This is a genomic window from Clostridium nigeriense, from assembly GCF_050585265.1.
Lineage (GTDB): Bacteria > Bacillota > Clostridia > Clostridiales > Clostridiaceae > Clostridium > Clostridium nigeriense_B.
In genome coordinates this window covers 1-24878 of the sequence record NZ_JBNOOE010000015.1, presented here as the reverse complement: position 1 = coordinate 24878, position 24878 = coordinate 1, and the positions used below count along the sequence as shown (strand labels likewise).

Here is a 24878-nt window from a genome sequence, read left to right as displayed (position 1 = left end):
ACAATGAAGAAAGTGTATTGTATAGGAGAGTTATTAATAGATTTAGTATCAAAAGATGGAGAGGATTATAGCAAGAAACCAGGTGGTGCTCCAGCAAATGTTGCAGTAGCAATTAGTAAATTAGAGGGAAAGGCTTATTTTTTAGGACAAGTAGGTAGAGATAACTTCGGTAAATATTTAGAAGAAGTTTTGATAAGTAATTCTGTTAATACAAAGTATTTAAAAAGAGATGGAAAAACAACTATAGCTATAGTATCACTAGATAAGTCAGGGGAAAGAAACTTTGATTTTTATAGAGGTGGAGACGGCGAATATGATGTTAATATAGAAGAATTATTAATAGATAATGACACTATAGTTCATTTCGGTTCAGCAACAGCATTTTTACCAGGAAAGCTTAGAAATACTTATTATAAAGCTTTAGAAGAAGCTAAGAATAAAAAGGCTATTATAACATTTGATCCTAACTATAGAGATGTTTTAATAACAGATGATATAATGAAGCGATATAAAGATGATTGTTGGAATTTTATGAGAGAAGCTGAATTTATAAAAATAAGTGATGAAGAGGCAATGCTTTTAACTGAGACAAATTCTCTAGAATTAGCTGTTAAATCTCTTATAGATAGTAAATTGAATACAATAGCAATTACTTTAGGAAAAGAAGGAACTATGATAATTAAAGATGGAAAGACAACTATTGTAGGATCAATTAAAATACATCAAAAGGATTCAACTGGAGCAGGAGATGCATTTGTAGGAGCTGTATTATCACAATTATCTAAAATAGATAATAAAAATGAAGTGTCATTTGAAAAGTGGGAAGAAATAGTTGGGTTTGCTAATAAAGTTGGAGCTATAACTTGCACAAGTTATGGTGCTATAACATCCATTCCTACAATGGAAGAAGTAGAGAATTATATATTTATAGGATAAAAATAATATAGTTTTTTAGCCTTAGCTATTACATGGCTAGGGCTAATATTTTATATTTAAGAAATTATTAGTATGATATGATTTGAATAATATTTTATAATTTTCTTTCTTTAGCTTTGAAGTACTTATTTTGAATATAAAAACTATTAAATATATATAGTATTATGGCTAAATTATGCTTAGAATTATAATATAGGTAGTAAATTAAAGAGAATATTAGGATTCGTTTCTAAAATGTGGTATAACCAATGAAATAAAAGTGAAATTACCATAAATAAAAATTGGATATTTATTAAAAATATGGTATAGTGATTGTAATATGGTCCCTTGGTCAAGGGGTTAAGACGCCACCCTCTCACGGTGGAATCAGGGGTTCAATTCCCCTAGGGACTACCATTATATATACTGGAAGGCTTGATGTTTAGGCATTTAAGCCTTTTTTTCTTTTATCTTAAATATTTATAAATATTACTTAATAATATCAATATTCAATCAACAGAAGAAATTTTAAAGGACTTAAAAAATTTTTTTATTATTTTGAATTGTTAATAAAATAGATTAATAATATAATGTTACTAAATAACAGTGTAAGAGGAGAGGCAATATGGTAATACAAAAGATATTTAATAATAATTCAATATTAGCATTAGACTCAAATAAACATGAAGTTGTAGTAATGGGCCGTGGAATCGGATTTAAGAAGAATGTAGGAGATAATATAGATTTAGAAAAGGTTGAGAAAACTTTTATTCTTAAAGAAAAGGCAGCTTCAGAAAAATTTAAAATGCTTTTAGATGACATGCCTAAGGAAATAATATATGTATGCTATGATATTATAGAATATGCTAAAAATATATTAGATGTAGAAATAAGTGAATATATATATGTAACACTCACAGATCATATAAGTAATACAATTAAATTATACAAAGAGGGTTTTAATATAAACAATCCAATAATTTGGGAAATAAAAAAGTTTTATCCTAAAGAGTTCAAAATAGGTTTAAAAGCTTTGGATTTTATTGAAGATGAGGTAGGCGTTAAGTTACCAGAAGATGAGGCTGCTAACATAGCTTTACATTTAGTGAATGCACAAGTAAATAATTCCTTTAAAGAAGTAGGAGATATTACTAAGCAAACTAAAATGATAAATGATATTTTAAATATTGTAAGGTATACATATAATATTAAACTCGATGAAGACTCTTTAAGTTATGATAGATTTATTACACATTTAAGATTTTTCTTTAAAAGATTAAATAAAAAAAATCATAATAAAGAAGAAAAGTCAGATAATAATGAGGATTTTTTATTGAAGCAAGTAAAAGAAAAATATGCAGATGCATATAAATGTATGTTAAAAATAGAGGATTATCTAGATAAAGAACTTGATGATGAAGAAAAATTATATTTAACAGTTCATATACAAAGAATAACAATGAAATAAATTTATAAAAAAATGTTGACAAGTTAGAGATTGTGATATAAAATTAAGGCATATTAAAGGTTTACATTTAAATAATGATTGTTACTGGTAATGCAGGCGAGACTATAATTTAGATAGAATGGAATTCAAATTCTATCATATTAGGTCTCGCTATTTTTTATTTTCAGTAATAATTAGTTTTTAAAATAAAGGAGTGTATTTTATGAAGTACGAAAAATTAGCAAAAGATATTATAGCTAATGTTGGAGGAAAAGAAAACGTAAACAGTTTGACTCACTGTATTACAAGACTACGTTTTAAGTTGAAAGATGAGAGTAAAGCTAATACAGAAGTATTAAAAAATATGGATGGGGTTGTTACTGTTGTTAAAAGTGGTGGACAATATCAAGTTGTAATAGGAAATCATGTTCCTGATGTTTATGCTGATGTAGTTTCAATAGGTGGATTTTCTACTGCTTCAGAAAATGCAGAAAAAGAAAAGTTAAGTCCATTAAATGCTTTTATAGATATTGTTTCAGGGGTATTCCAACCTGTACTAGGTGTACTTTGTGCTACAGGTATGATTAAGGGATTAAATGCAGTATTAGTAGCAACAAAGTTATTAGAAGATACAAGCTCAACATATATGGTGTTAAATGCAATTGGAGATTGTTTATTTTATTTCTTCCCAATATTCTTAGGGTTTACAGCAGCTAAGAAGTTTAAATTAAATCAATTCACAGGTATGGCTATTGGAGCATCATTAGTATATCCAACAATTACAGGAATAGCTGGACAAACTTTAGATTTTATTGGAATTCCAATGGTGATGCCAGCAAGTGGGTATTCATCAACAGTTATTCCAATAATTTTAGCAATATATATAGCATCTAAAGCAGAAAAGATATTTAAAAAGATTATTCCAGATGTAGTTAAAGCTTTCCTAGTTCCATTTTTTACATTATTAATTGTTGTTCCACTTACATTCATGGCAATAGGACCAGTTGCTACATGGGCATCTAATCTTTTAGGTGATGTAACAATGAGTATTTATAATTTTAGTCCTTTAGTAGCAGGAATATTCCTAGGTGGTTTTTGGCAAGTATTTGTTATGTTTGGATTACATTGGGGATTAGTTCCAATAGCTATGAATAATTTAGCAATTTTAGGCGGAGATCCAGTTTTAGCACCAACAGTAGCAGTATGTTTTGCTCAAACAGGTGTAGTTATGGGTATTATGATGAAAACAAAAAATAAAAAATTAAGATCATTATGTATTCCTTCAGTTATTTCAGGATTCTTTGGAGTTACTGAACCAGCTATTTATGGTATTACATTACCAAAGAAGAAACCGTTTATATTAAGCTGTATAGTTGGAGCTGTTACAGGTGGAATAATTGGTTTCTTTAGAACAACAGGATATATGGTAGGTGGTCTTGGTATATTTGCTCTTCCAAGCTATATTAGTCCATCAGGAATTGATAAGGGATTTTATGGAATGTTAATAGCAATGGTTGTAGGATTAGTCTTAGGATGTATAACAATGTTTGTTATTTATAAGGATGATGAAAAAGAATATGGTTTAAAAAATGAAAATAAAGATTCAATTAAATCTACAGAATTAATAAGCAAAGAAGTTTTAGTTAGTCCAGTAAAAGGAGAAGTTCTACCTTTAGAAATGGTTAAAGATGAAGTATTCTCAAAGGGTCTATTAGGTAAAGGTATAGCTATTGAGCCAAGCGAAGGTAAAGTAGTATCCCCTGTGGATGGAGTTATAACAACATTATTTCCAACATATCATGCAATAGGAATTACAAGTGATAATGGAGCTGAAATACTTATTCACATAGGTATGGATACAGTCCAATTAAATGGAAAAGGTTTTACTCCTAAAATCGCACAAGGAGATAAGGTAAAAGCAGGACAATTATTATTAGAATTTAATATAAATGCTATTAAAGAAGCTGGATTTTCAGTTACAACACCAGTAATAATTACAAATTCAGATAATTACTTAGATGTAATTGAAACAGATAAAAAAGAAATAGAATGTAAAGAAGAATTAATTAAAGTAATGATATAAGAAAAATTACGATGAGATTAGGACTCCAAAGCTAATTAGACGAGGGAGTCTTAATCTTAAAAATTAGGATGGAGGATAAGAAAATGAATAATAGATTTCCAAAAGATTTTTTATGGGGTGGTGCTACTGCAGCTAATCAATGTGAAGGTGCTTATAATGTAGATGGTAAAGGATTATCAATTCAAGATATAATGCCAAAAGGTATTATGTCAGTACCAACAGAAGTACCAACAGAAGACAATATGAAATTAGTAGGAATAGATTTTTATAATAGATATAAAGAAGATATTAAGATGTTTGCAGAAATGGGATTTAAAACTTTTAGGCTTTCAATAGCTTGGTCTAGAATATTCCCAAATGGGGATGATGCAGAGCCAAATGAAAAGGGATTAGAATTCTATGACAAAGTATTTGATGAGTTAGCTAAATATGGAATAGAGCCGTTAGTAACATTATCTCACTATGAGACTCCATTAAATCTTGCAAAAAAATATGATGGATGGGTAGATAGAAGACTAATAGGTTTTTATGAAAATTATGTAAGAACCGTATTCACAAGATATAAGGACAAAGTAAAGTACTGGTTAACTTTTAATGAAATAAACTCAGTATTACATGCTCCTCTTATGAGTGGTGGTATATTAACTGATAAATCAAAACTTAGCAAGAGTGATCTTTATCAAGCAATTCATCATGAATTAGTAGCAAGTGCTTTAGCAGTTAAAATAGGTCATGAAATAAATCCAGAATTCAAAATCGGATGCATGATAATTGCTATACCAAATTATCCCTTAACACCAAATCCTGATGATGTTATTGAAACAATGTTAGAGGATAGACAAAATCTTTATTTTGCGGATGTTCATGTAAGAGGTTCGTATCCAAAATATTTAAATAAATACTTTAAAGAAAATGGAATATCAATAAGAATGGAAGATGGAGATGAAGAAATATTAAAGAATACTGTTGATTTTATTTCTTTCTCTTACTACATGAGTTCTTGTGTTACAGCAGATGAAGAAAAAAAGAAAGCTGGAGCAGGAAACCTTATTCAAGGTGTACCAAATCCATACTTATCAGCATCTGAGTGGGGATGGCAAATTGATCCAAAGGGATTAAGATATATTCTTAACTTCTTATATGATAGATATCAAAAACCACTATTTATTGTTGAAAATGGATTAGGAGCTGTAGATGAATTAATTATTGATGAAAATGGAAATAAAACAGTAAATGATGATTATAGAATTCAATATCTAAATGATCATTTAGTTCAAGTAGCAGCAGCTATTGAAGATGGAGTTGAAGTTATGGGATACACTACTTGGGGATGTATTGACCTAGTAAGTGCATCTACTGCACAACTTAAAAAAAGATATGGGTTCATTTATGTAGATCGTCATGATGATGGAACTGGAACATTAGAAAGATATAAGAAAAAGAGTTTCTATTGGTATAAAGAGGTTATAGAAACTAATGGTGGAATTTTAAAATAGATATTTATATGATTATGGAGGTAAATTATGAGTAATGTTAAATTTCCAGAAAATTTTTTATGGGGAGGAGCTACAGCTGCCAACCAATTTGAAGGTGGATATAGAGAGGGTGGAAAAGGGCTGAGTACATCAGATATGTTAACTGGTGGAACACATACAACAGCTAGAAGAATAACATCTGAATTAGAAGAAGGAACATATTATCCAAGTCATGTTGGAATAGATTTTTATCATAGATATAAGGAAGATATTGCATTATTTGCAGAAATGGGATTTAAAACATTTAGAATGTCTATAAACTGGACAAGAATATTTCCAAATGGAGATGAATTAGAGCCAAATGAAGAAGGATTAAAGTTCTACGATAATGTATTTGCTGAATTAAAAAAATATAATATAGAACCTTTAGTTACTATTTCTCATTATGAAACACCATTTGGGTTAACTAAAAAATATAATGGGTGGTTAGGTAGAGAAACTATAGATTGCTATTTAAGATATTGTGAAACAATATTTAATAGATATAAGAATGTAGTTAAATATTGGTTAACATTTAATGAAATTAATATATTAACACATGGACCAGCTGCTGCATTTATGGGTGCTGGAGTTATGTTTGATGAAATAAGAGAAATAAAGTTTGGACATTATGAAAATGATCATAAACAAGAGTGCTTCCAAGCATTACATCATCAGTTTGTTGCTAGTGCAAAGGCTGTTAAGTTAGGGCATTCAATAAATAAGGATTTTAAAATTGGATGTATGATAGCTTATGGAGCTTTATACCCATATACTTGTAATCCAGAAGATGTATTAATGGCTCAACAACAAGAGGAGTTATCAAACTATTTATGTGGAGATGTACAAGTAAGAGGAGAGTACTCAGGTGCAGCAAAACGTTATTTCAGAGAAAATAATATAAAAATTAATATGGAAGACGGAGATTTAGAAATATTAAAAGATGGATGTGTTGACTTCTATACATTTAGTTATTATATGTCAAACTGTGTAAGCAACAATACAGATGTTGAGACTACAGGTGGAAACTTAAGTATGGGATTAAAAAATCCTTACCTAGAAGCAAGTGATTGGGGATGGCAAATAGATCCTGTTGGGTTAAGAATTACTTTAAATAAAATATATAATAGATATAGAATTCCAATGATGGTTGTAGAAAATGGATTGGGTGCTGTTGATACTATAGAAGATGATGGATCAATTAATGATGATTATAGAATTAATTACTTAAAGGCTCATATTGAACAAATGAAAGAAGCTATTGATGATGGTGTTGAACTATGGGGATATACTCCATGGGGATGTATTGATCTTGTAAGTGCAGGAACTGGTGAAATGAAAAAAAGATATGGATTTATTTATGTAGATAAACATAATGATGGAACAGGTACTTTAGATAGGTCAAGAAAGAAGAGCTTTTTTTGGTATAAGAAAGTAATAGAAACTAATGGTGAAGAACTATAAAAAAATTTAGATAAATATATTAAATAAAACTTAAGATAAAGCATTGTCTAGTTGATTATATAAATTATGGAGAAGGAGTATTTATTAAATATACTCCTTCTTCATTTATGTTAAAAATTTTTTAGGGAAAATCTTATTTAATATTACAAAAAAGTATATATTTAAAAATATTTTATAGATAGAATTAATAATTTTTGTATTGTATAATTGATTTATTGCACAAAGGATTGTATTGAAATTATAAGGAGATATGAAATGAACGTTATTATAGTTGGTGCTGGTAAGGTTGGGTATACTCTAGCTCAATACCTATCTATTGATGGAGATAATGTAACCATTATAGATAAGAAGGATTTAGCTTTAGAGCATGTAAACAATAATCTTGATGTAATGTGTGTTAAGGGGAATGCAACTAGTTTAAAGGTACTTGAAGAGGCTGGAGTAAGGGAGGCAGACCTATTAATATCTGTTACAGATAGTGATGAATTGAATATGCTTTGCTCTCTTGCATCAAAAAAGTTAGGTGCTAAATATACAGTAGCTAGGGTAAGAAATCCAAGTTACGATGAAGAAATAACACTGTTAACTGAAGCTGTTGGCATAGATTTAGTAATAAATCCAGAAAAGGCTGCAGCTATAGAGATAGCTAAACTTATTAAATATCCATCAGTATGTAGTATTGATAATTTTTCTGATGGAAAGGTAAATTTAGTTGGATTTAAGGTTGGGGATACAGCGCTTGAAGGAAAGAAGATAAGTGATATTGGTTTTATTAGAGGAAATGTGCTCTTCTGTGGTGTAGAAAAAAATGATGAATTTATAATGCCTAAGGGGGATTACATTTTCCAAAAAGATGATAGGGTGTATGTAATAGGTGAGCATAAAGATATTCAAAACTTATTTAATAAGCTTGGGAAGTATAAGAAAAAAGTTAAGAGAGCTATGATAGTAGGTGGAGGTAAGATAGCATATTACCTTACTAAGATAATAAATGATGTAGGAGTTAGCTGCAAAATAATAGAAAAAGATTTAAGTGTATGTGAGGAGCTTAATGAGCTTTTACCAAACTCAATAGTAATAAATGGTGATGGTATGGATGAAGAACTTTTATTATCTGAAAGTTTAGTAGAAGTGGATAGTTTTATTACATTAACAGGTAGGGATGAGGATAATATAATAGCCTCTATTTTAGCTAACAATAGATCTGTAAGTAATGTAATTACAAAAATTACAAGAGATAATTATAGAAATATAGGAAAAACTGTTGGAATAAATACGATGGTAAATCCAAAGTTAGTTACTGCCTATAAAATATTGAAATATGTAAGATCATTAAAAAACAAGAAAAAAAGTTTTATAGAAAATATATATAGAATTTGTAATGATAAGGCTGAGGCGATAGAGTTTATAGTAGGTAATGATACAACTAATATAAATGAGAAGTTTAAGAATATAGAATTCAATGAAAATGCACTAGTAGCTACAATTGTTAGAGATAATAAGATTATTATTCCCACAGGTGATGATTGCTTAAAGGTAAACGATAGGGTAATTATTGTATCTAAGCATAAGAAGCTATTACAAATTGATGACATATTTCGTAGGTGGTAGTTTAAATGAATTATAAAGTGGTTTTAAGATTTATTGGAAATGTATTATTATATGAATTGTTGCTTATGATAATTCCATTTAGCGTAGCCTTATACTATGGTGATGGAGATGCAAATGCTTTTCTTTTTACTATAATTTTAATGTTACCTATAGCATTGGTTTTACGTAGAATTAAAGTTAGAGATAAGGAAATGTATGCAAAGGAAGGAGCCTTTACTGTAGGATTATCATGGATTGTAATATCAATTTTTGGAGCCTTACCATTTGTAATAAGTGGAGCAATTCCATCTTTTGTAGATTCATTTTTTGAAACGGTATCGGGTTTTACAACAACAGGAGCAACTCTACTTTCAGAGATTGAGTCTCTACCTAGAGGAATATTATTTTGGCGAAGCTTTACGCACTGGATAGGAGGAATGGGATTCTTAATATTTATATTGGCCTTAGTACCGTCATTAGGGTCTAATACAATATATCTATTGAAGGCAGAAAGTCCAGGGCCTAATCCTAGTAAGATTGTTCCAAAGATAAGTGAAACAGCAAAGATATTATACATAATATATTTTATATTAACTATAGTACAAACAATATTATTAATGCTTGCAGGCCTCTCATTTTATGATGCTATAATACATGCATTAGGAACAGCTGGGACTGGTGGATTCTCTAATATGAATACCAGTGTTGCAGCTTTTAATAGTCCTGCAGTTGAGTGGATTATTACAATATTTATGTTACTATTTGGAGTTAATTTTGCCCTATATTTTCAAATTTTAAAAGGAAGTTTTAAAAATTTCTTTAATAGCGAAGAACTAAGATATTATTTATTGATGATTGGAGTATCTATAGTTTTTATCACTATTAATATATTAAGCTTAAATAATGGGAAAATAGGAGAGTCAATTAGACAATCATCCTTCCAAGTTGTATCTATAATAACAACAACAGGTTATGCTACAGTAGACTTTAATTTATGGCCAACATTGAGTAAGGTTATAATATTAATTCTTATGATGTCAGGAGCTATGGCTGGATCAACTAGTGGGGGAATAAAGACAACAAGAATAGTAATAATGCTAAAGGCAATAAGACGTGGAATAGATAAGGTACTTCATCCAAAGAGAATACAAAGTGTGAAAATGGATGGTAAGGTAGTAGATGAGGAAACAATATCGGGTGTGTTTCTATTTTTAGGAGCCTATTCTGTAATGACCATTATTGGAACTATAATTGTTTCTTTTGATGGTTTTGATTTAATTACAACATCAACGGCTGTATTAACATCAATAAGCAATATAGGACCAGGCTTTGAAATGGTTGGTCCAACAGGTAACTTTTCAGGATTTTCACCTTTAAGTAAGATTGTACTATCATTCTGTATGCTTGCTGGTAGGTTAGAAATTTATCCAATGCTTATTATGTTTAGTAAATCAATGTGGAAGAGAACTTATTAGAAAATATTACCAAAATTTTATTTATAGAAAACTCCTATGTGTAGTTATGTTACACATAGGAGTTTTTAAATTTTAAAGGATTTAAAATTTATATTGCTGCATCTAGTAATTCTGGTAGGCTTGTTTTAGTATTTTTATTTTTCTTAAGTACTACAAATATAGAAAGTATTAAGCAAACAAGACCTATTCCTAAAAGAACAGCTATTTGAGGAACTATTGATAATCCTGTAGATATTCCGTTTCTAAATCCATCTACAGCATAGGTAAATGGCATATAATTGTGAATAGCTTTAAAGAAATTATCTGAAAGTTCTATTGGATAAGTTCCTGCAGAACCGCTTAATTGTAAAACCATAAATACTAATAATATGAAGCTTCCTACCTTACCTAAAAGTAGATTCATTAAGTAAACAATAGCCATAAATGATAATGAGGCAGATATTGCAACTAAATATGTTCTACCTAAATAAGCTGGATCAAGTCCGTTAAATAGCATAAGTGCGCTAACCATAATAACAGCCTGAACAATTGCTATACAGCAAAGTTTTAATGCTTTCTTAGGCCAGAATGCTTTTGGATTTTCTTTTCCATTCTTAAGGTCTTTTTCAGTAGAGAAAAGGATACATAAAGCTAGGCAGCCTACCCATAAACCTACACACATCATATATGCTGACATTGCACTACCATTATTAGCAATATAAGAATTAAATGATTCTACACCTTCTACAGGTGAAGCAAACATTTCTCTTGATTCATCAGATAATTTAGTGCTTGATGCAACTTCTGCACCTTCTTCAAGAGCTTCTTTTAAAGTATCTGATCCATCTTTTAATTCATTAGCACCATCACTTAATTTTAATGAGCCATCATAAAGCTTTGATACACCTTCAGAAATAGATGTAGAAGCTGAATTTATTGTACTAATTCCTGATTTTAATGAAGAATTATTTTCTGATAATGTGTCTAATCCTTGAGTTAAAGTATTTGATCCTTGAGCAATTTGAGCAATTCCATCTGTTAAAGTTGGAATTGAAGAATTTAAAGTAGTTGTTCCATTTGCTAAACTCTTTGAACCATTTACTAGGGCTTCAGAATTCGAATTTAATGTATTAGCACCATCATATAACTTAGAAACTCCAGAAGTATAGGTTTCAATTCCAGAAGCTAATTTTTCACTACCATTATTTAAAGAAGTTATACCAGAATTAATAGTTTTAACTCCAGGTATTATTTGATTATCTAAAGTAGTTTTTACAGTTTCAAGGCCTGAATATAAACTACTTATAGTAGATTTTGCTTTTTCAAGAAGTAGGTTTGAATTCTTAGCAAGAGTTCCTAAAGCTGCTTTTACTTCTTCTACTTGGTTAGATATATTAGATATTCCATTCACAGCTGAATTTAAATTATTAGAAGCTGATGAAGTTTCAGTAGCTATATTATTTAATTCTGTACCTAAATTATTTAAAGGTTCGGATAAACCTTTTATAATATCTTCTTGAGTTGTAGGATCTAATGCCTTAAACCAATTAGACTCTTTAATTGAGGATATTTTATTATTAATTTCACTAATATAGTTTGAAGAATTTTGAACTGAATTACCTACATTAGTTAAATTTGCTCCTAAACCTGTGAAGGAAGAAGTTAAATCAGTACTGGAACTATTTTTAATAGTATCATTAATAGTATTAATACCTGAATTTAGACTGTCTAAAGAATTAGTTAAAGTTTCGATGTTTTTACTATTCTCACTATTTACCGAAGTGCCAATAGAAGAGGATAAAATATTTAGTCCACTAAGAAGATTTTCACTTCCTTTTTGTAAATCTGATAATCCAGAGTTTAATGTATTAGCACCAGTTAATAAATTATTAGAATTTGAATTAAGTTGAGAAGTACCATCTTTTAATGAAGCAACTCCTAAAGTATAGTTCTGTAAACCTGCATATAGACTGTTAGCACCATTATTTAGGGTATTTACACCTTCAGCAAGAGTTGAAGTTTTATCATTTAATGTACTAATTCCTGTATTTAAGGTTTTAGAACCAGTTTGTATTTCTTCTACAGCAGATAAATAATTATTAATTCCTGCTTCATATGTATTTATTCCATCTGTGAAGGTTAAGCTACTGTCATATAAAAGTTTTAGATTTGAACTAATAGTATCAGAACCTTCTTTTAAAGATGATAAGCCATCACTTATTTGAGAGGCACCATCAGCAGCATCAAATAACTTAGATCCTGTAGAAGTAAACTCATCAAACACAGCTTTAGCATAAACTTCAGTAACACTATTTTCTATAGATGCTGTAATTTTTTGAATAGCTGATTCACTCATTTTAGAAGCAATATAGTTTTTTCCTGGATTTATCTTATATTGCAATTCCATTTTTTGAGGGTTATCCTCTAAAAGAGTTGTAGCATTATAAGAGAAATTTTCAGGAATTGTAATTACCATATAATAAGATCCATTATCTAATCCTTCCTGAGCGGTTTTCTCGTCTACAAAGCTAAAATCAAGTGAAGAATTCTCTTTAAGATTATTAACGAGCTCATCTCCAACAGCTAATTCTTCACCATTGTAATCACAAGCTTTATCTAGATTTACTACAGCTACAGGTAGTTTATCTACGTTTCCATAAGGATCCCACATTGACCCTAAGAAAACAGTAGTATAAATCGTAGGAATTAATATTACTGCTATAACTGCGATAAATTTGATAATTTTAAGTAATTGAGACTTATTTTGTTTTAGGTCATCCATAATATCACCTTCCTATTTTATTTTGTATCCAATAGTATAATCAGCTAAAATTATTGAACACTGTGTTGTTTTTTTATTTGATATTTATTATAATTAGATTAAATACCGAACACAATAATCAATATTGTTCAATTAGTTCATTAATCAACATTTAATATTAATATTGTTCAGAAAGGGATTTTTTTATGGCTAATAAAGATAGGAGAGTAAGAAAAACTCAGGAAATATTAAAAAAAAGCTTAATAAAACTTATGAAGGATAAAAGTGTGAATTCTATTACAGTAAAAGAGCTATGTGAAGAAGCAGATATAAATAGGGGAACTTTCTATTTACATTATAAAGATGTTTTTCATATGCTAGAGGAAATTGAAAAAGAACTCTTTGAAGAATTTAAAGATATGATATTATCCCATGAGATTTTACCAAATAAGATTGAGACGAAACCAATATTAAAAGATATATTTACTTATATAGCTCAAAATAGCGACTTTTGCATGGTAGTTCTTTGTAAAAGTGGAGATATGGATTTTATAAAAAAAATAGTATCTTTAATATATGATAAAGGATATAGTAGTTGGTCTAGTATTTTCAAAAAAAATGATAAAGACCTTTTTGATAAATATTATTCCTTTATTTTATACGGAGCCATTGGGTTAATAGACTATTGGCTTAAAAATGGGCTTAATGAATCTCCTGAATATATGGCGACATTAACAGAGAAGATAATTTTAAATGGATTAAAATCCGTAAATAGTTAAGTAAATTCAATTTTACAATATACTAAATATAAAATGAGAAAGATAATTATTTGATAATAAATATTATTAATTGACAATAGATATTATTAGAGTTATTATATATGTATAGTAATTATAGAAAAAATAAATTTTATAGATATAGGGAGAGAATATTATGAAAAAATTATTTAGATGTAGTATATGTGGATATGTTCATGAAGGAGTGGAAGCACCAGAATTTTGTCCTAAATGTAATTTAGGAAAAGAAAAATTTGTTGAACTTAGCAGTGAAGAAGCTGAAAAAATCTATGCTTCAGATAGAACTAATAGTATACATGCAGAAATGATTATATTAGCAGATAAGATTGCTAAGCTTGCTAAGGAAGGTATAGAAATAAACCTTGATCCAAAGTGTGTAAATGGATTTGAAAAAGCAAAAAATGAAGCTTGGGTTATAAAACAAAGATGTAAAGCAGAACTTGCAGGACATATGGCTAACGGTAAGTGGTAATTAATATAAAAAAGGTTGTATATTGTATGAATATACAACCTTTTTTATTTTTTATGATATTATATCCAATTAATATTTGCAGCTTTTCTTGGAGGGGTTCTTTGGTACTTTACATCAGGATAACCAATAACTAAACAAGAAATTATTTGTTTGCCATCTTCTATTTGAAGTAAATTTAAGATTTCTTTATTATCTTGGGCAGCAACTAATAAGAAACCACTGAAGAAGGTTCCAAGTCCTAAGGAATCAATCATAAGTTCCATATTTGAAGAAGCTAAACCACCATTTATTGGCGTTGGTGAAGTAACAAATATTGCTAATGGAGCATTAAAAAATAATCTATCATTTTTTAATGGGTCTTTTTTATATTCATTGTAGCTATATAGCCACATATTAGCATATCTTTTTAAGTATTCTGTTTCAGGTGTTAAATTTTCTAATATATATTCGCCCTTTTTCTTTAAACTTTTATATGCTAAATCTCTCAGTTCACTTAATTTTTCAGAAACTATTGTATATGAAACATCTTGACTATTAGTTGAAGTTTGAGTATATCTTCCAGCGTCTATTATTTTCATAATTTTTTCTTTTTCAATTTCTTTATTTTTAAATCTTCTCACACTTCTTCTAAATTTAATGAAGTTTAAAAGATTATCAGAATTTATTGAGAAAGTATCCTTATTATATGGGATTACTTCATTCATATCATAATCATCAGTTGAAACTGCTTCTACTGGGCATATTGCAACACAGTGGCCACATTTAATACAACTTGAATTATTAATTTCTGCTTTTCCTTCTTGTAAAGAAATTACACTAGCAGGGCAATCTTTAATACATTGTTCACAAGCTATACATTTATTTCTATCTATTTTAAACATTTAAATTCACTCCTTAATAATATAGTTATTTAGTCCAAGAAGTAATATAAGTAAGATCCTTATTTGTCTTATTTTTTTGAGAAATAAGTGATTTAAATTCACCATTTATATTATTTTCAATAGCTACTAAATGAAAATGGCAAAGGGCTATTCCAATATCAACTTTAGTTAAACCTTTAGTAGAAGTAATATAGAAGTGCAAGGTATTATCTTCTTTTAGTACTCTCCATGGTTGTTTATTCATTGCAGATGGAGCTAATCTTAGCATTTCAAGTGCTTCTAAGTACTCATCAGAATCATTTGGATTAAGAGGAGTATCAAAGCTTCTATTAAAGAATAGTTCAGAATATAATTTTCGTTTATTAGTATTATTACCAAATAAAGTTGCTATAACAGATTTTTTACCACCTTCATAACCAACAGGTGAGACTATAGGTAAGATTTCATTTTCTTTTAGAGTAATAGCCTTTGCAAATTCACCTTTATTGAAAGTCCCGCCAAGCCATACACTTCCTAGTCCTAAAGAGGTACAATATAGGATAACTTTTTCTAAAGAATAACCTAATGAAATTAAAGATAAATCATCGTTTTCACAAGCTGATACCAAAAAGTAATTTGCACCCTTAATAACACCATAGGTTCCAAGTTTTATATCTTTGCCAATTGAATCTCTTTTTATTAATTTTATTCGTATTTCCTTATTGAAGGGATTTGGTAAGTTCTTAATATAATTCTCTATTTTATTTATTACATCTTCAGATAATGGAGTACTATTATAATTTCTAACCGAGTGTCTAGTTTTAATTAATTCTTTTATTGATTGATTTGATACATTATTCACAACAAATACCTCCTATGGTTTTGTTTGATGTTTATATAAAAAAAAATTATATTTTTCTTATTGAATATAATTTATTTATGTAATAATGATAGTGTATCACTATGTTAATTTATTTGTCTAATTAAAATAAATTATAAATATATAACTAAAAGTTATTGATTGTAACTATTTAAAATACAGTAATTACAAGGAGAAGATAAAATGAACTTACAACATCTAGAATATTTTAAAGTAATAGCTGAAACAAAAAATTTTACAACGGCTTCAAATATATTGTCTGTAACTCAACCAGCATTAAGTAAAGCTATTTCAAAATTAGAAGAAGAATTAGAAGTTTCGCTTTTTGAAAGGGAAGGAAGAAATATAAAAATAACTAAGTTTGGAGAGGCATTTTTAAAGTATGCCGATTCAGCGTTAATTGAAATTCAAAGGGGAAAAGAAAAGATTCAAAATATGAAGAAAAATAACGAAAATGTTATTTCAATAGCATCTACTGATTGCATAGGAGTAACATTTATACCATTTATAATAAGCAATTTCTTTAACGATAATGTGCAAGTAAGATTTAATATTAATAATCAACCTACTGAGGAAATTTTTAAAGATTTAAAGTACGGAAGAATTGACTTTGGGTTTTTTGATGATATAGAAATTCTTAAATACTATTCTAAAATAGAATATGTTCTAGTAAAGAAAGTAGAGTATGTGTTAATAGTTCCTAAGAATCATCATTTAGCAAATAAAGAGGAAATTTATTTAAAGGATTTAAAAGATGAATACTTTATAGCATATAAAGATAAATATTGTGACCAAAGGATATCATACTCAGATTTAATAGGGTATACACCTAAGGTACTAGCTGAACCTAGTGAAGGTGCTATACTTTCTGGATTAGTTGCAGCTGGAGCGGGTATTGCAATAGTTTTGAATACACCTACAATTAATACAAATAAGATTTCTGTGATTAAGATTAAAGATGATATAGGATTTAAGAGCATTTATATGGGATGGAATAAGGGAGAATATACGTCTAGAATAAAAAATAAATTTAAGAATTATGTTGTAAATATAAGTGAATAATTACTTTTCTCTTACTCTTGAAGAAGTTACTGACGAAGAATACAATAAGATAAAGTAAAAAAGGATGCACCAAATAAAATATTATTTATAAGTTAATAGTAAATAATATTTTATTCGGTGTTTTATTGATTATAATAAATAAATTATAAAAGAAGCAAGTGGAAATACTAAAAAATAGAAAGATCTATTTATATGTATTAATATTACTTAATTTTGTACTTTTATGAATATTTTCAGTACCTGCATCTAATGAAGTTTTATAGTACCAGCACTTATAATCAATAATGGACATAGTTTTTTGAAGCTCTGCCATACGTTCTTCCATTGCTTGTTTTTGTTTAATAAACATATCATAACGTTGCTGTAATGTGCTGTCTCCCTCAATGCACCAATCAATAAAATTTTTAATATCTTTTATTGGCATGCCAGATGATTTTAGACATTCAATAATTGTAAGCCATTCTATATCAGAGTCTTTAAATATACGTCTTCCATTAGTAGACTTGTCCACAAACGGAAGTAACCCTTCTTTATCATAATATCTAAGTGTATAAGTAGTAAGATTCATTTTTTTAGCGACTTCACTAATTGTATAATTCATAAATTTCAAACCTCTCTTATAAGTAAAATTAACTCTAAGTTTAAATTTATGATAAAGTAATGTCAAGTAATTAAACAGGGAATATTTTATTAAAAGATACTCTTACTAAAGGGGATACAATAAGTAGGTTAAGTGGCAGTGCCATTATAAAGTTTCTAGCAATGCATAATGGATAAATTTTTAAAGCTGTGCTATTAAAACCAACAGCAACAATAGCACCATACATAGACATGAATAATACCATACCAACTACCATACAACATGATATAGCCAATATTATTTTAATTGGTTTTGTATTTTCATTTGGTTTAACAATTTTTAATGCAATTGGTTTTGCAAGTTTTCCAACGATAAATATATCTAGTATAAGTGCTACAAAAAATCCAAGCCAAAAATCATTTATAAGATTGTTAAAAAAGTCGCTACTAAAGCCATCGTTTATAAGCATATTATAAATAGTCATACCGAGGACCATGCAAAAGCACATCATTAATGTAAAAATAAATTTTTGAAATTTTGTTTGTCCCATAATAAAGATTTTCCTCCTAAAAATAAAAAATAGTCAACTAAGTTGACCTGCAAAGTATAACAATAATTTTAAAAAAAGTCAACTAAGTTGACGAGTTGGTATGAGGTTGTTAGAATTTAATATAATAAAATATGTGGTACAATATATTAAAATAAATAGTAAGGTGAGGAAATGAAAAAGGATTTAAATATAATAGATTTAATAAGTGAAAAACATATTATTCTTAGGCGTGAAGTTGAAGATAGATGGGCAGCAAGCGAAGAAGAGGATATATCCCATACAGAGGCATTTCTTTTAGCTAGGATTTCTATGGGAAAAATATCTATTGCAGAAGTAGCTAGGCAGGCAAATATATCTCGTCAAGCGATGTTTAAATGTGCAAAAAAATTAGAAGTAAGAGGGTACTTAGAATTTGTAATAAATGAAAGCAATAATAAGTATATGCAACTTACAGATAAGGGAATAGATTATTGTAAAAAAAGTAAGGACCTAAAGGAAGAACTAGAGAAAGAAATATCAGATGTCATAGGCAAAGAAAAAGTAGAAATAATTAAAGAATTACTAAATAAGAATTGGATAATTAAATAAAGAAAAAGCTATGCATGTAATTATGCAATAGCTTTTTTTATGTAATATTTTAACTAATATATATGTCTTTATTTAAACATCCTTCAGAGTTTGAAACAACTATAGCAGTTGCAGAATCACCAGCAACATTTAAGCAAGTTACTAACATATCCATTGGACGGTTTATGGCAAGAATTAAGGAATAAGCAACTAAAGTTGCACTATTGTTAAAGCCCATACCCGTTAAAACTGTGAATAGGATTATAGCTGATGATCCAGGTGCTGAAGGAGTACCGATTGATGCTATAAGTGCAAAAACTGCTATTAATAATATACTATGAAAATTTAAGTTATAGCCTGAGGATGCTGCAATAAAAATAGTTCCTATAACTTGCATAATTGCAGTACCATTCATATTTATAGTCATTCCTAATGGAAGTACAAAAGAAGATATATCTTTATTTGCTCCTAGCTCTTCAACGGTAGTCTTTTCATTTAATGATAATGCTGCCGATGATGAGGCAGCAGAAAATCCTAGCAAAGCAACTTTTGCAAATTTCTTTATAAATATCATAGGATTTAGCTTAGTAAATGAATATATAAATAAAGGATAACATGTAAAGAAAACAAATATTGATGATATGGAAACTATAGCCATATACATTAAAGCTGGTCTAAGTTGGTTTATTCCATATACAGCAAAAGTTCTAGTTATCAATACAAATACTGCAATTGGACTAAATTTAGATATAATAAAATTTAAAAAAACAGAAATAATATTATTAATATCTATAAGTAAGTTCTTTAAAACCAATATTTTATCACCAACTGAATTAATACATAGACCAACAACTACAGCTAAAAATACTATTGCTAACACCATACTATTATTAGATAAAGTAGATGAAATATTGTTTGGTATCATATCTATAATAACTAATAATGGATTACTACTAACACCAGTAGTAATTGATGAAGAAGCTATATCCGCATTAATATTCACACTAAATAGTCCAAAATTATAAGCTACAAATCCAAATAAACATGCTATTATTAAAGAGTATATAGAAGTAGCTAAAAAACCTAATAGGGTTTTTGATGATATTCTTCCTAATTTTTTTGTATCACTAATATGGCACATAGAAAGGGCAATTGATGAAAATACCATTGGAATTATTATTAATTGAAGGCAATTAATAAATAACTGACCTAATATATAAAAAATACCTATAGAATTTTTACCCTCTTCAGTAGATATATCTTGAAATAAAAGACTATTTATAAAATTCCATATTGAAGTCTTGTCATTGTTAATTAAAAATTCTCTTAATAACATAAAAAGTGTACCAACTATTACTGCAAGTACAAGCGAAACAGCCATTTTTATGGCTAGTTTAGTAGATTCACTTTTTTCCTTTGTAAGATTAAATTTCATAAAAATATCTCCTAATAATAATTAATATTTAAATTAAGTGTTTAATAATGTATTAGTGAAATATAGTTATTTAACGTCAGCATAAATATATAGTAGATAAATAAATATGTCAATAATTTAACTATTAAACTAATGGCAGAAAGCAGTAATATATAAAACAAATCTATAAATTTGATAGAAAATTTCTATATATTATTACTAAGATCAAAGCAAAGTGATAAAATATAAATAAAAATAAATATGGGGGCTGAAAAAATGAAGTTTAATAATGAAAATATGAGGAAATATAATTTAATTAAAAGTAAGGATTTACTTAAATGTAGTGTATGTAATGAAGAAACTAATTATGTGGATTTCTGGAGTGATAACAAATTTTGTTCTACAGAGTGTAAAGACAAATATTATAGTTGGTTAAAAAAGAATAAAGATAATGTGAATGTATAGACTATATTAATGAAAGAAACATAAGTTTATTAGTATATCTATAAAAAGTAATAATGTGATTTAAAATATATATAGAATTAATCTATAAATAATGCAGTGAAAATCAATTGGATTAATATAAGTTATTATAATATAATAAAAATAAATTAAGTGTTAAATATTTAACGTTCCTTTTGTTTTAGATATTATGAAAGAAATAAAATATTCTAATGAAGTTTAAATAAAGTTTGGGTATATATAGAATATCCAGATATAAAGGAGAGAATATAATGGAAAAACGTATTTCAGGTTATACTACATTAATAGGATTATTAGCAACACCAATAAAACATACAAGTTCACCAAAGATGCATAATGAAGCATTTCAATATTTAGGATTAGATTATGCTTATCTTGCATTTGAAGTTGGAAATGACGGTTTAGAGGATGCAGTAAAAGGATTAAAAGCAATGCAAGCTAGAGGATGCAATGTATCAATGCCAAATAAGACTGTAATTCATAAATATTTAGATAAGTTAACTCCAGCTGCTGAACTTGCAGGAGCTGTAAATACAGTTATAAATGATGATGGAGTATTAACAGGACATATTACTGACGGGGTTGGTTATATGACATCATTAAAAGATGCTGGATTTGATATTATCGGTAAGAAGATGACTATAGTTGGTGCTGGCGGGGCGGCTACAGCAATATGTATTCAAGCAGCTTTAGATGGAGTAGCTGAACTTTCAATATTTAACCAAGATGACGAATTCTTTGCAAGAGCAGAAGAAACAGTTAAGAAGATTAATGAAAAGACAAATTGTAAAGCTAAATTATATAGACTAGAAGACAAAGATGTATTAAGAAGAGAAATTGCTGATTCTGTAATATTTACAAATGCAACAGGAATGGGAATGAAACCATATGTAGGCCAAACATATATAGAAAAAGATATGTTAAGACCAGATCTTATAGTAAGTGACGTTGTATATCAACCAGCAAAAACTAGATTATTAGAATTAGCAGAAGAAGTTGGATGTAAAACAATAAATGGTCTTGGAATGATGTTATTCCAAGGAGCGGAAGCATTTAAGTGTTGGACTGGTAAAGAAATGCCTATAGAACATATGAAGGAATTCTTATTTGGAGATAATAAATAGATATTTGATAAAAGATTTTATTAAATAAGTTTTGGAGGAAAAAGATATGAAATTCATGGTTATTAATGGACCAAACATAAATATGATTGGTGTTAGAGAAAAAGGAATATACGGATCAAAGAGCTTTACTGAAATATGTGAATATATAAAAGAAGAGGGGGAAAAGAGAGGACATGAAGTTACTATTCTTCAAAGTAACTGCGAAGGAACTATGATTGACTTCTTACAAAGAGCATACTTTGAAAAGTTTGATGGAGTTGTAATAAACCCAGGTGCATATACACACTATAGCATAGCTTTACATGATGCAATAAAAGGTAACACTGGAATTCCAACAGTAGAAGTTCATATATCAAATGTACACGCTAGAGAAGAGTTTAGAAAAGAATCTAAAACAGCTCCAGCTTGCATCGGTCAAATGTGTGGATTTGGTGAAAAAGGATATGTACTTGCAATGGAAGCTTTAGAAGATTATATTACAAGAAATAAGTAATTTATATTATACATTTTACATTAAAGAAGGGCTGTCTTAGACGGCTCTTTTTAAATAAATGATTAATAAAGGTATTAAAAATATAAATCTAATGAAATTTAATTATAGATTATTTCTATAAAAAATGATTAAAACATTCATTAGATTTATAGAAATTTTAAGGTTATAATTAAGTTAATGATTTTTATAGATATAAAAGTTAAAACTTTATCAATATTTAAGTGTAGGGAGAATGGAAGATGAATAAATACGAAAATATATTTAAGCCACTAACAGTTAAAAACATGACTATTAGAAACAGAATTGCTATGCCTCCTATGGGAACAAATTATGGTGGAGCTATGGGTGATTTCACTGAAGAGCATGTTCAATATTATGAAAAAAGAGCTAAAGGTGGAACTGGATTAATCATAGTAGAAAATGCTTGTGTTGATTTTCCAATGGGATCAAACGGTACAACTCAAATAAGATTAGACCATGATAGATATATTCCGAATTTATATAGATTAACAGAAAGATTACATAGACAAGGTGCTTGTGTGGCTATACAAATAAACCATTCAGGAGCATCAGCTGTACCAGGAAGAATAGAGGGAAATACTCCAGTATCATCTTCAGATATACCGTCAAAAACTGGTGGAGCTATTCCAAGACCTCTAACTGTAGAAGAAATATATGCAATAGCTGATAAGTATGCAGAAGCAGCAAAAAGAGCCCAAATGGCTGGATTTGATGCAGTAGAAATACACGGAGGACACTCATACTTATTATGTCAATTCTTATCTCCTCTATATAATAAGAGAACTGATGAATTTGGTGGAAGTTTAGAAAATAGAACAAGATTTGCTAAATTAGTATTAGAAAGAGTTAGAGTAGCAGTAGGACCAATGTTCCCAATAAGCTTTAGATTTAGTGCAGATGAGTTTATTGAAGGTGGTAATAAGTTAGAAGATACTCTAGAAATGATGGAATATCTTGTTGATGAAATTGATATATTAAATGTTTCAGCAGCAGTTAATGATACATTACAATATCAAATAGATGCTAACTACTTAGAAGATGGATGGCGTTCATATATGGCAAAGGCTTTCAAAGAAAAGTTTAATAAGCCAGTTATAACAGCAGGAAATATTAGAAATCCAGAAGTAGCGGACAAGATATTAGCAGAAGGATATGCTGATTTATTAGCAATGGGACGTGGACTTATAGCAGATCCAGAATGGGTTAATAAAGTTAAGAGCGGAAGAGAAGATGAATTAAGAAAATGTATATCTTGTAATATAGGATGTGCCGGACATAGAATAGGATTAAACAGACCAATAAGATGTACTATAAACCCAGAAGTTATTTTAGGTGAAGAAAATCATACTTCAATGAAAGTTAACAAACCAGTAAATGTTGTTGTTATTGGTGGTGGTACAGCAGGACTTGAAGCTGCTTGCACAGCTGCTGAAGTTGGATGTACTACATTCTTATTTGAAGCTAAGCCTTACTTAGGTGGATTAGCTAGAGAAATAGCTAAATTACCAGCTAAAGATAGAATTAATGATTTTCCAGATTACTTAATTAATAGAGCTAAGAAATTGAGAAATCTTTATTTATTCACAAATACAACTGCAACTATTGAAGCAATAGAAAACTTAAAACCAGATGTAATTGTTAATGCTACAGGATCAACTCCATTATTACCTCCAATAACTGGATTACATGACAGAGTTGATAAAGAAAATTCAAAAGTATTATCAATATTTGGATTAATAAATAATATTAAAGAATTTAATGCAATGGACTTAGAAGGAAAGAAGATAGGAGTTATCGGTGGAGGAGCTGTTGGACTAGATGTAGTTGAATACTTCGCTCATAAAGGTGCTAATGTTACTATAGTTGAAAGAATGCCAGCTGTAGGAAATGGAATGGACGTAATAACTAAACTTGACTTCATGACTATGCTTAAAAAGAAAGAAGTAGATGTAAGAGTTGAAACTTCATTATTAGAAATTAAAGATAGCAGCTTCATAGTTAACAAAGATGGCGTAGACGAAGAAATAGAATTCGATTATGGATTCGTATGTTTAGGAATGAGAGGATACTCACCATTAATGGCTGAATTACAAGAAAAGTTCCAAGCTAAGAATGTTGAAGTTGTTAATATTGGAGATAGCGTTAGAGCTAGAAGAATAATTGAAGGTGTTGAAGAAGGAAGACATATTACGGATACACTTAAGAGAATTGGTGCTCTATAGTATTTAATATAATATATTTATAAAAATCCAATAGATTATCTATTGGATTTTTTTCAGACTGCTGACAAAGTGTCAGCAGTCTTTAATTTTATACAAATATGTAATATAATTTAAAATATATTAAT

Annotated in this window: 21 protein-coding genes and 1 tRNA gene; 16 read left to right on the top strand and 6 right to left on the bottom strand. The window is 28.6% G+C overall.

Annotated features, from left to right (window positions below):
* Positions 1-3 precede the first annotated feature (3 nt).
* The 8 genes from ACQPVP_RS13125 to ACQPVP_RS13090 all read left to right on the top strand — a co-directional run bounded on the left by ACQPVP_RS13125 (position 4) and on the right by ACQPVP_RS13090 (position 10488).
* On the top strand, positions 4-936 hold the full coding sequence (locus ACQPVP_RS13125) for a carbohydrate kinase family protein (RefSeq protein WP_430850653.1): 933 nt from the start codon (positions 4-6) through the stop codon (positions 934-936).
* A 321-nt stretch (positions 937-1257) separates the two neighbouring features.
* Positions 1258-1332: transfer RNA gene (locus tag ACQPVP_RS13120), tRNA-Glu, on the top strand.
* Between the two features lie 208 nt (positions 1333-1540).
* Positions 1541-2383: a BglG family transcription antiterminator LicT gene (gene licT / locus ACQPVP_RS13115; protein WP_430850651.1), complete on the top strand. Its 843-nt coding sequence runs from the start codon at positions 1541-1543 to the stop codon at positions 2381-2383.
* Positions 2384-2585: 202 nt separating this feature from the next.
* Complete coding sequence (locus ACQPVP_RS13110) at positions 2586-4445, top strand: beta-glucoside-specific PTS transporter subunit IIABC (protein WP_430850649.1); 1860 nt, start codon at positions 2586-2588, stop codon at positions 4443-4445.
* Between the two features lie 83 nt (positions 4446-4528).
* Positions 4529-5941: a glycoside hydrolase family 1 protein gene (locus tag ACQPVP_RS13105; RefSeq protein ID WP_430850647.1), complete on the top strand. Its 1413-nt coding sequence runs from the start codon at positions 4529-4531 to the stop codon at positions 5939-5941.
* Between the two features lie 27 nt (positions 5942-5968).
* Positions 5969-7423, top strand: coding sequence for a glycoside hydrolase family 1 protein (locus ACQPVP_RS13100; RefSeq protein ID WP_430850645.1), 1455 nt, complete (start codon positions 5969-5971; stop codon positions 7421-7423).
* Between the two features lie 255 nt (positions 7424-7678).
* Complete coding sequence (trkA, locus tag ACQPVP_RS13095; RefSeq protein WP_430850644.1) at positions 7679-9034, top strand: Trk system potassium transporter TrkA; 1356 nt, start codon at positions 7679-7681, stop codon at positions 9032-9034.
* Positions 9035-9039: 5 nt separating this feature from the next.
* Complete coding sequence (locus tag ACQPVP_RS13090; RefSeq protein ID WP_430850642.1) at positions 9040-10488, top strand: TrkH family potassium uptake protein; 1449 nt, start codon at positions 9040-9042, stop codon at positions 10486-10488.
* An 88-nt stretch (positions 10489-10576) separates the two neighbouring features.
* Here ACQPVP_RS13090 and ACQPVP_RS13085 read toward each other — a convergent pair whose 3' ends face one another.
* Positions 10577-13249, bottom strand: coding sequence for a YhgE/Pip family protein (locus ACQPVP_RS13085; protein ID WP_430850640.1), 2673 nt, complete (start codon positions 13247-13249; stop codon positions 10577-10579).
* Positions 13250-13434: 185 nt separating this feature from the next.
* On the opposite strand from ACQPVP_RS13085, the gene ACQPVP_RS13080 reads away from it, so the two are divergent.
* The gene (locus ACQPVP_RS13080) at positions 13435-14007 is read left to right on the top strand and encodes a TetR/AcrR family transcriptional regulator (RefSeq protein WP_430850638.1); all 573 of its coding nucleotides are present in this window, start codon (positions 13435-13437) and stop codon (positions 14005-14007) included.
* A 154-nt stretch (positions 14008-14161) separates the two neighbouring features.
* Complete coding sequence (locus ACQPVP_RS13075; protein ID WP_430842019.1) at positions 14162-14497, top strand: rubredoxin-like domain-containing protein; 336 nt, start codon at positions 14162-14164, stop codon at positions 14495-14497.
* Positions 14498-14556: 59 nt separating this feature from the next.
* Here ACQPVP_RS13075 and ACQPVP_RS13070 read toward each other — a convergent pair whose 3' ends face one another.
* Both ACQPVP_RS13070 and ACQPVP_RS13065 read right to left on the bottom strand, forming a co-directional pair.
* On the bottom strand, positions 14557-15378 hold the full coding sequence (locus ACQPVP_RS13070; RefSeq protein ID WP_430850636.1) for a nitroreductase family protein: 822 nt from the start codon (positions 15376-15378) through the stop codon (positions 14557-14559).
* Positions 15379-15403: 25 nt separating this feature from the next.
* A complete protein-coding gene (locus ACQPVP_RS13065) occupies positions 15404-16219 on the bottom strand; it encodes a nitroreductase family protein (RefSeq protein ID WP_430850634.1) in 816 nt (271 codons plus the stop codon).
* A 201-nt stretch (positions 16220-16420) separates the two neighbouring features.
* Between ACQPVP_RS13065 and ACQPVP_RS13060 the strand changes: the two genes are divergently transcribed.
* Complete coding sequence (locus tag ACQPVP_RS13060) at positions 16421-17299, top strand: LysR family transcriptional regulator (protein ID WP_430850632.1); 879 nt, start codon at positions 16421-16423, stop codon at positions 17297-17299.
* Positions 17300-17483: 184 nt separating this feature from the next.
* Here ACQPVP_RS13060 and ACQPVP_RS13055 read toward each other — a convergent pair whose 3' ends face one another.
* The gene (locus ACQPVP_RS13055) at positions 17484-17900 is read right to left on the bottom strand and encodes a MerR family transcriptional regulator (protein ID WP_430850629.1); all 417 of its coding nucleotides are present in this window, start codon (positions 17898-17900) and stop codon (positions 17484-17486) included.
* Between the two features lie 70 nt (positions 17901-17970).
* Positions 17971-18429 (bottom strand): DUF2798 domain-containing protein, encoded by a 459-nt coding sequence (locus tag ACQPVP_RS13050; protein WP_430850627.1) that lies wholly within the window; start codon positions 18427-18429, stop codon positions 17971-17973.
* A gap of 171 nt (positions 18430-18600) precedes the next feature.
* Here ACQPVP_RS13050 and ACQPVP_RS13045 point away from each other — a divergent pair, with 171 nt between their 5' ends.
* Positions 18601-19017, top strand: a complete 417-nt coding sequence (locus ACQPVP_RS13045; protein WP_430850625.1) for a MarR family winged helix-turn-helix transcriptional regulator — start codon at positions 18601-18603, stop codon at positions 19015-19017.
* 49 nt (positions 19018-19066) lie between these two features.
* On the opposite strand, the gene ACQPVP_RS13040 is transcribed toward ACQPVP_RS13045, so the two are convergent.
* On the bottom strand, positions 19067-20431 hold the full coding sequence (locus ACQPVP_RS13040; RefSeq protein WP_430850623.1) for a dicarboxylate/amino acid:cation symporter: 1365 nt from the start codon (positions 20429-20431) through the stop codon (positions 19067-19069).
* Positions 20432-20686: 255 nt separating this feature from the next.
* Here ACQPVP_RS13040 and ACQPVP_RS13035 point away from each other — a divergent pair, with 255 nt between their 5' ends.
* The 4 genes from ACQPVP_RS13035 to ACQPVP_RS13020 all read left to right on the top strand — a co-directional run bounded on the left by ACQPVP_RS13035 (position 20687) and on the right by ACQPVP_RS13020 (position 24753).
* Positions 20687-20875 (top strand): hypothetical protein, encoded by a 189-nt coding sequence (locus tag ACQPVP_RS13035; protein WP_430850621.1) that lies wholly within the window; start codon positions 20687-20689, stop codon positions 20873-20875.
* Between the two features lie 269 nt (positions 20876-21144).
* Positions 21145-22017, top strand: coding sequence for a shikimate dehydrogenase (locus ACQPVP_RS13030; protein WP_430850619.1), 873 nt, complete (start codon positions 21145-21147; stop codon positions 22015-22017).
* 46 nt (positions 22018-22063) lie between these two features.
* Complete coding sequence (gene aroQ, locus ACQPVP_RS13025) at positions 22064-22510, top strand: type II 3-dehydroquinate dehydratase (RefSeq protein WP_430850617.1); 447 nt, start codon at positions 22064-22066, stop codon at positions 22508-22510.
* Positions 22511-22749: 239 nt separating this feature from the next.
* Positions 22750-24753 (top strand): FAD-dependent oxidoreductase, encoded by a 2004-nt coding sequence (locus tag ACQPVP_RS13020; protein WP_430850615.1) that lies wholly within the window; start codon positions 22750-22752, stop codon positions 24751-24753.
* Positions 24754-24878: the final 125 nt, after the last annotated feature.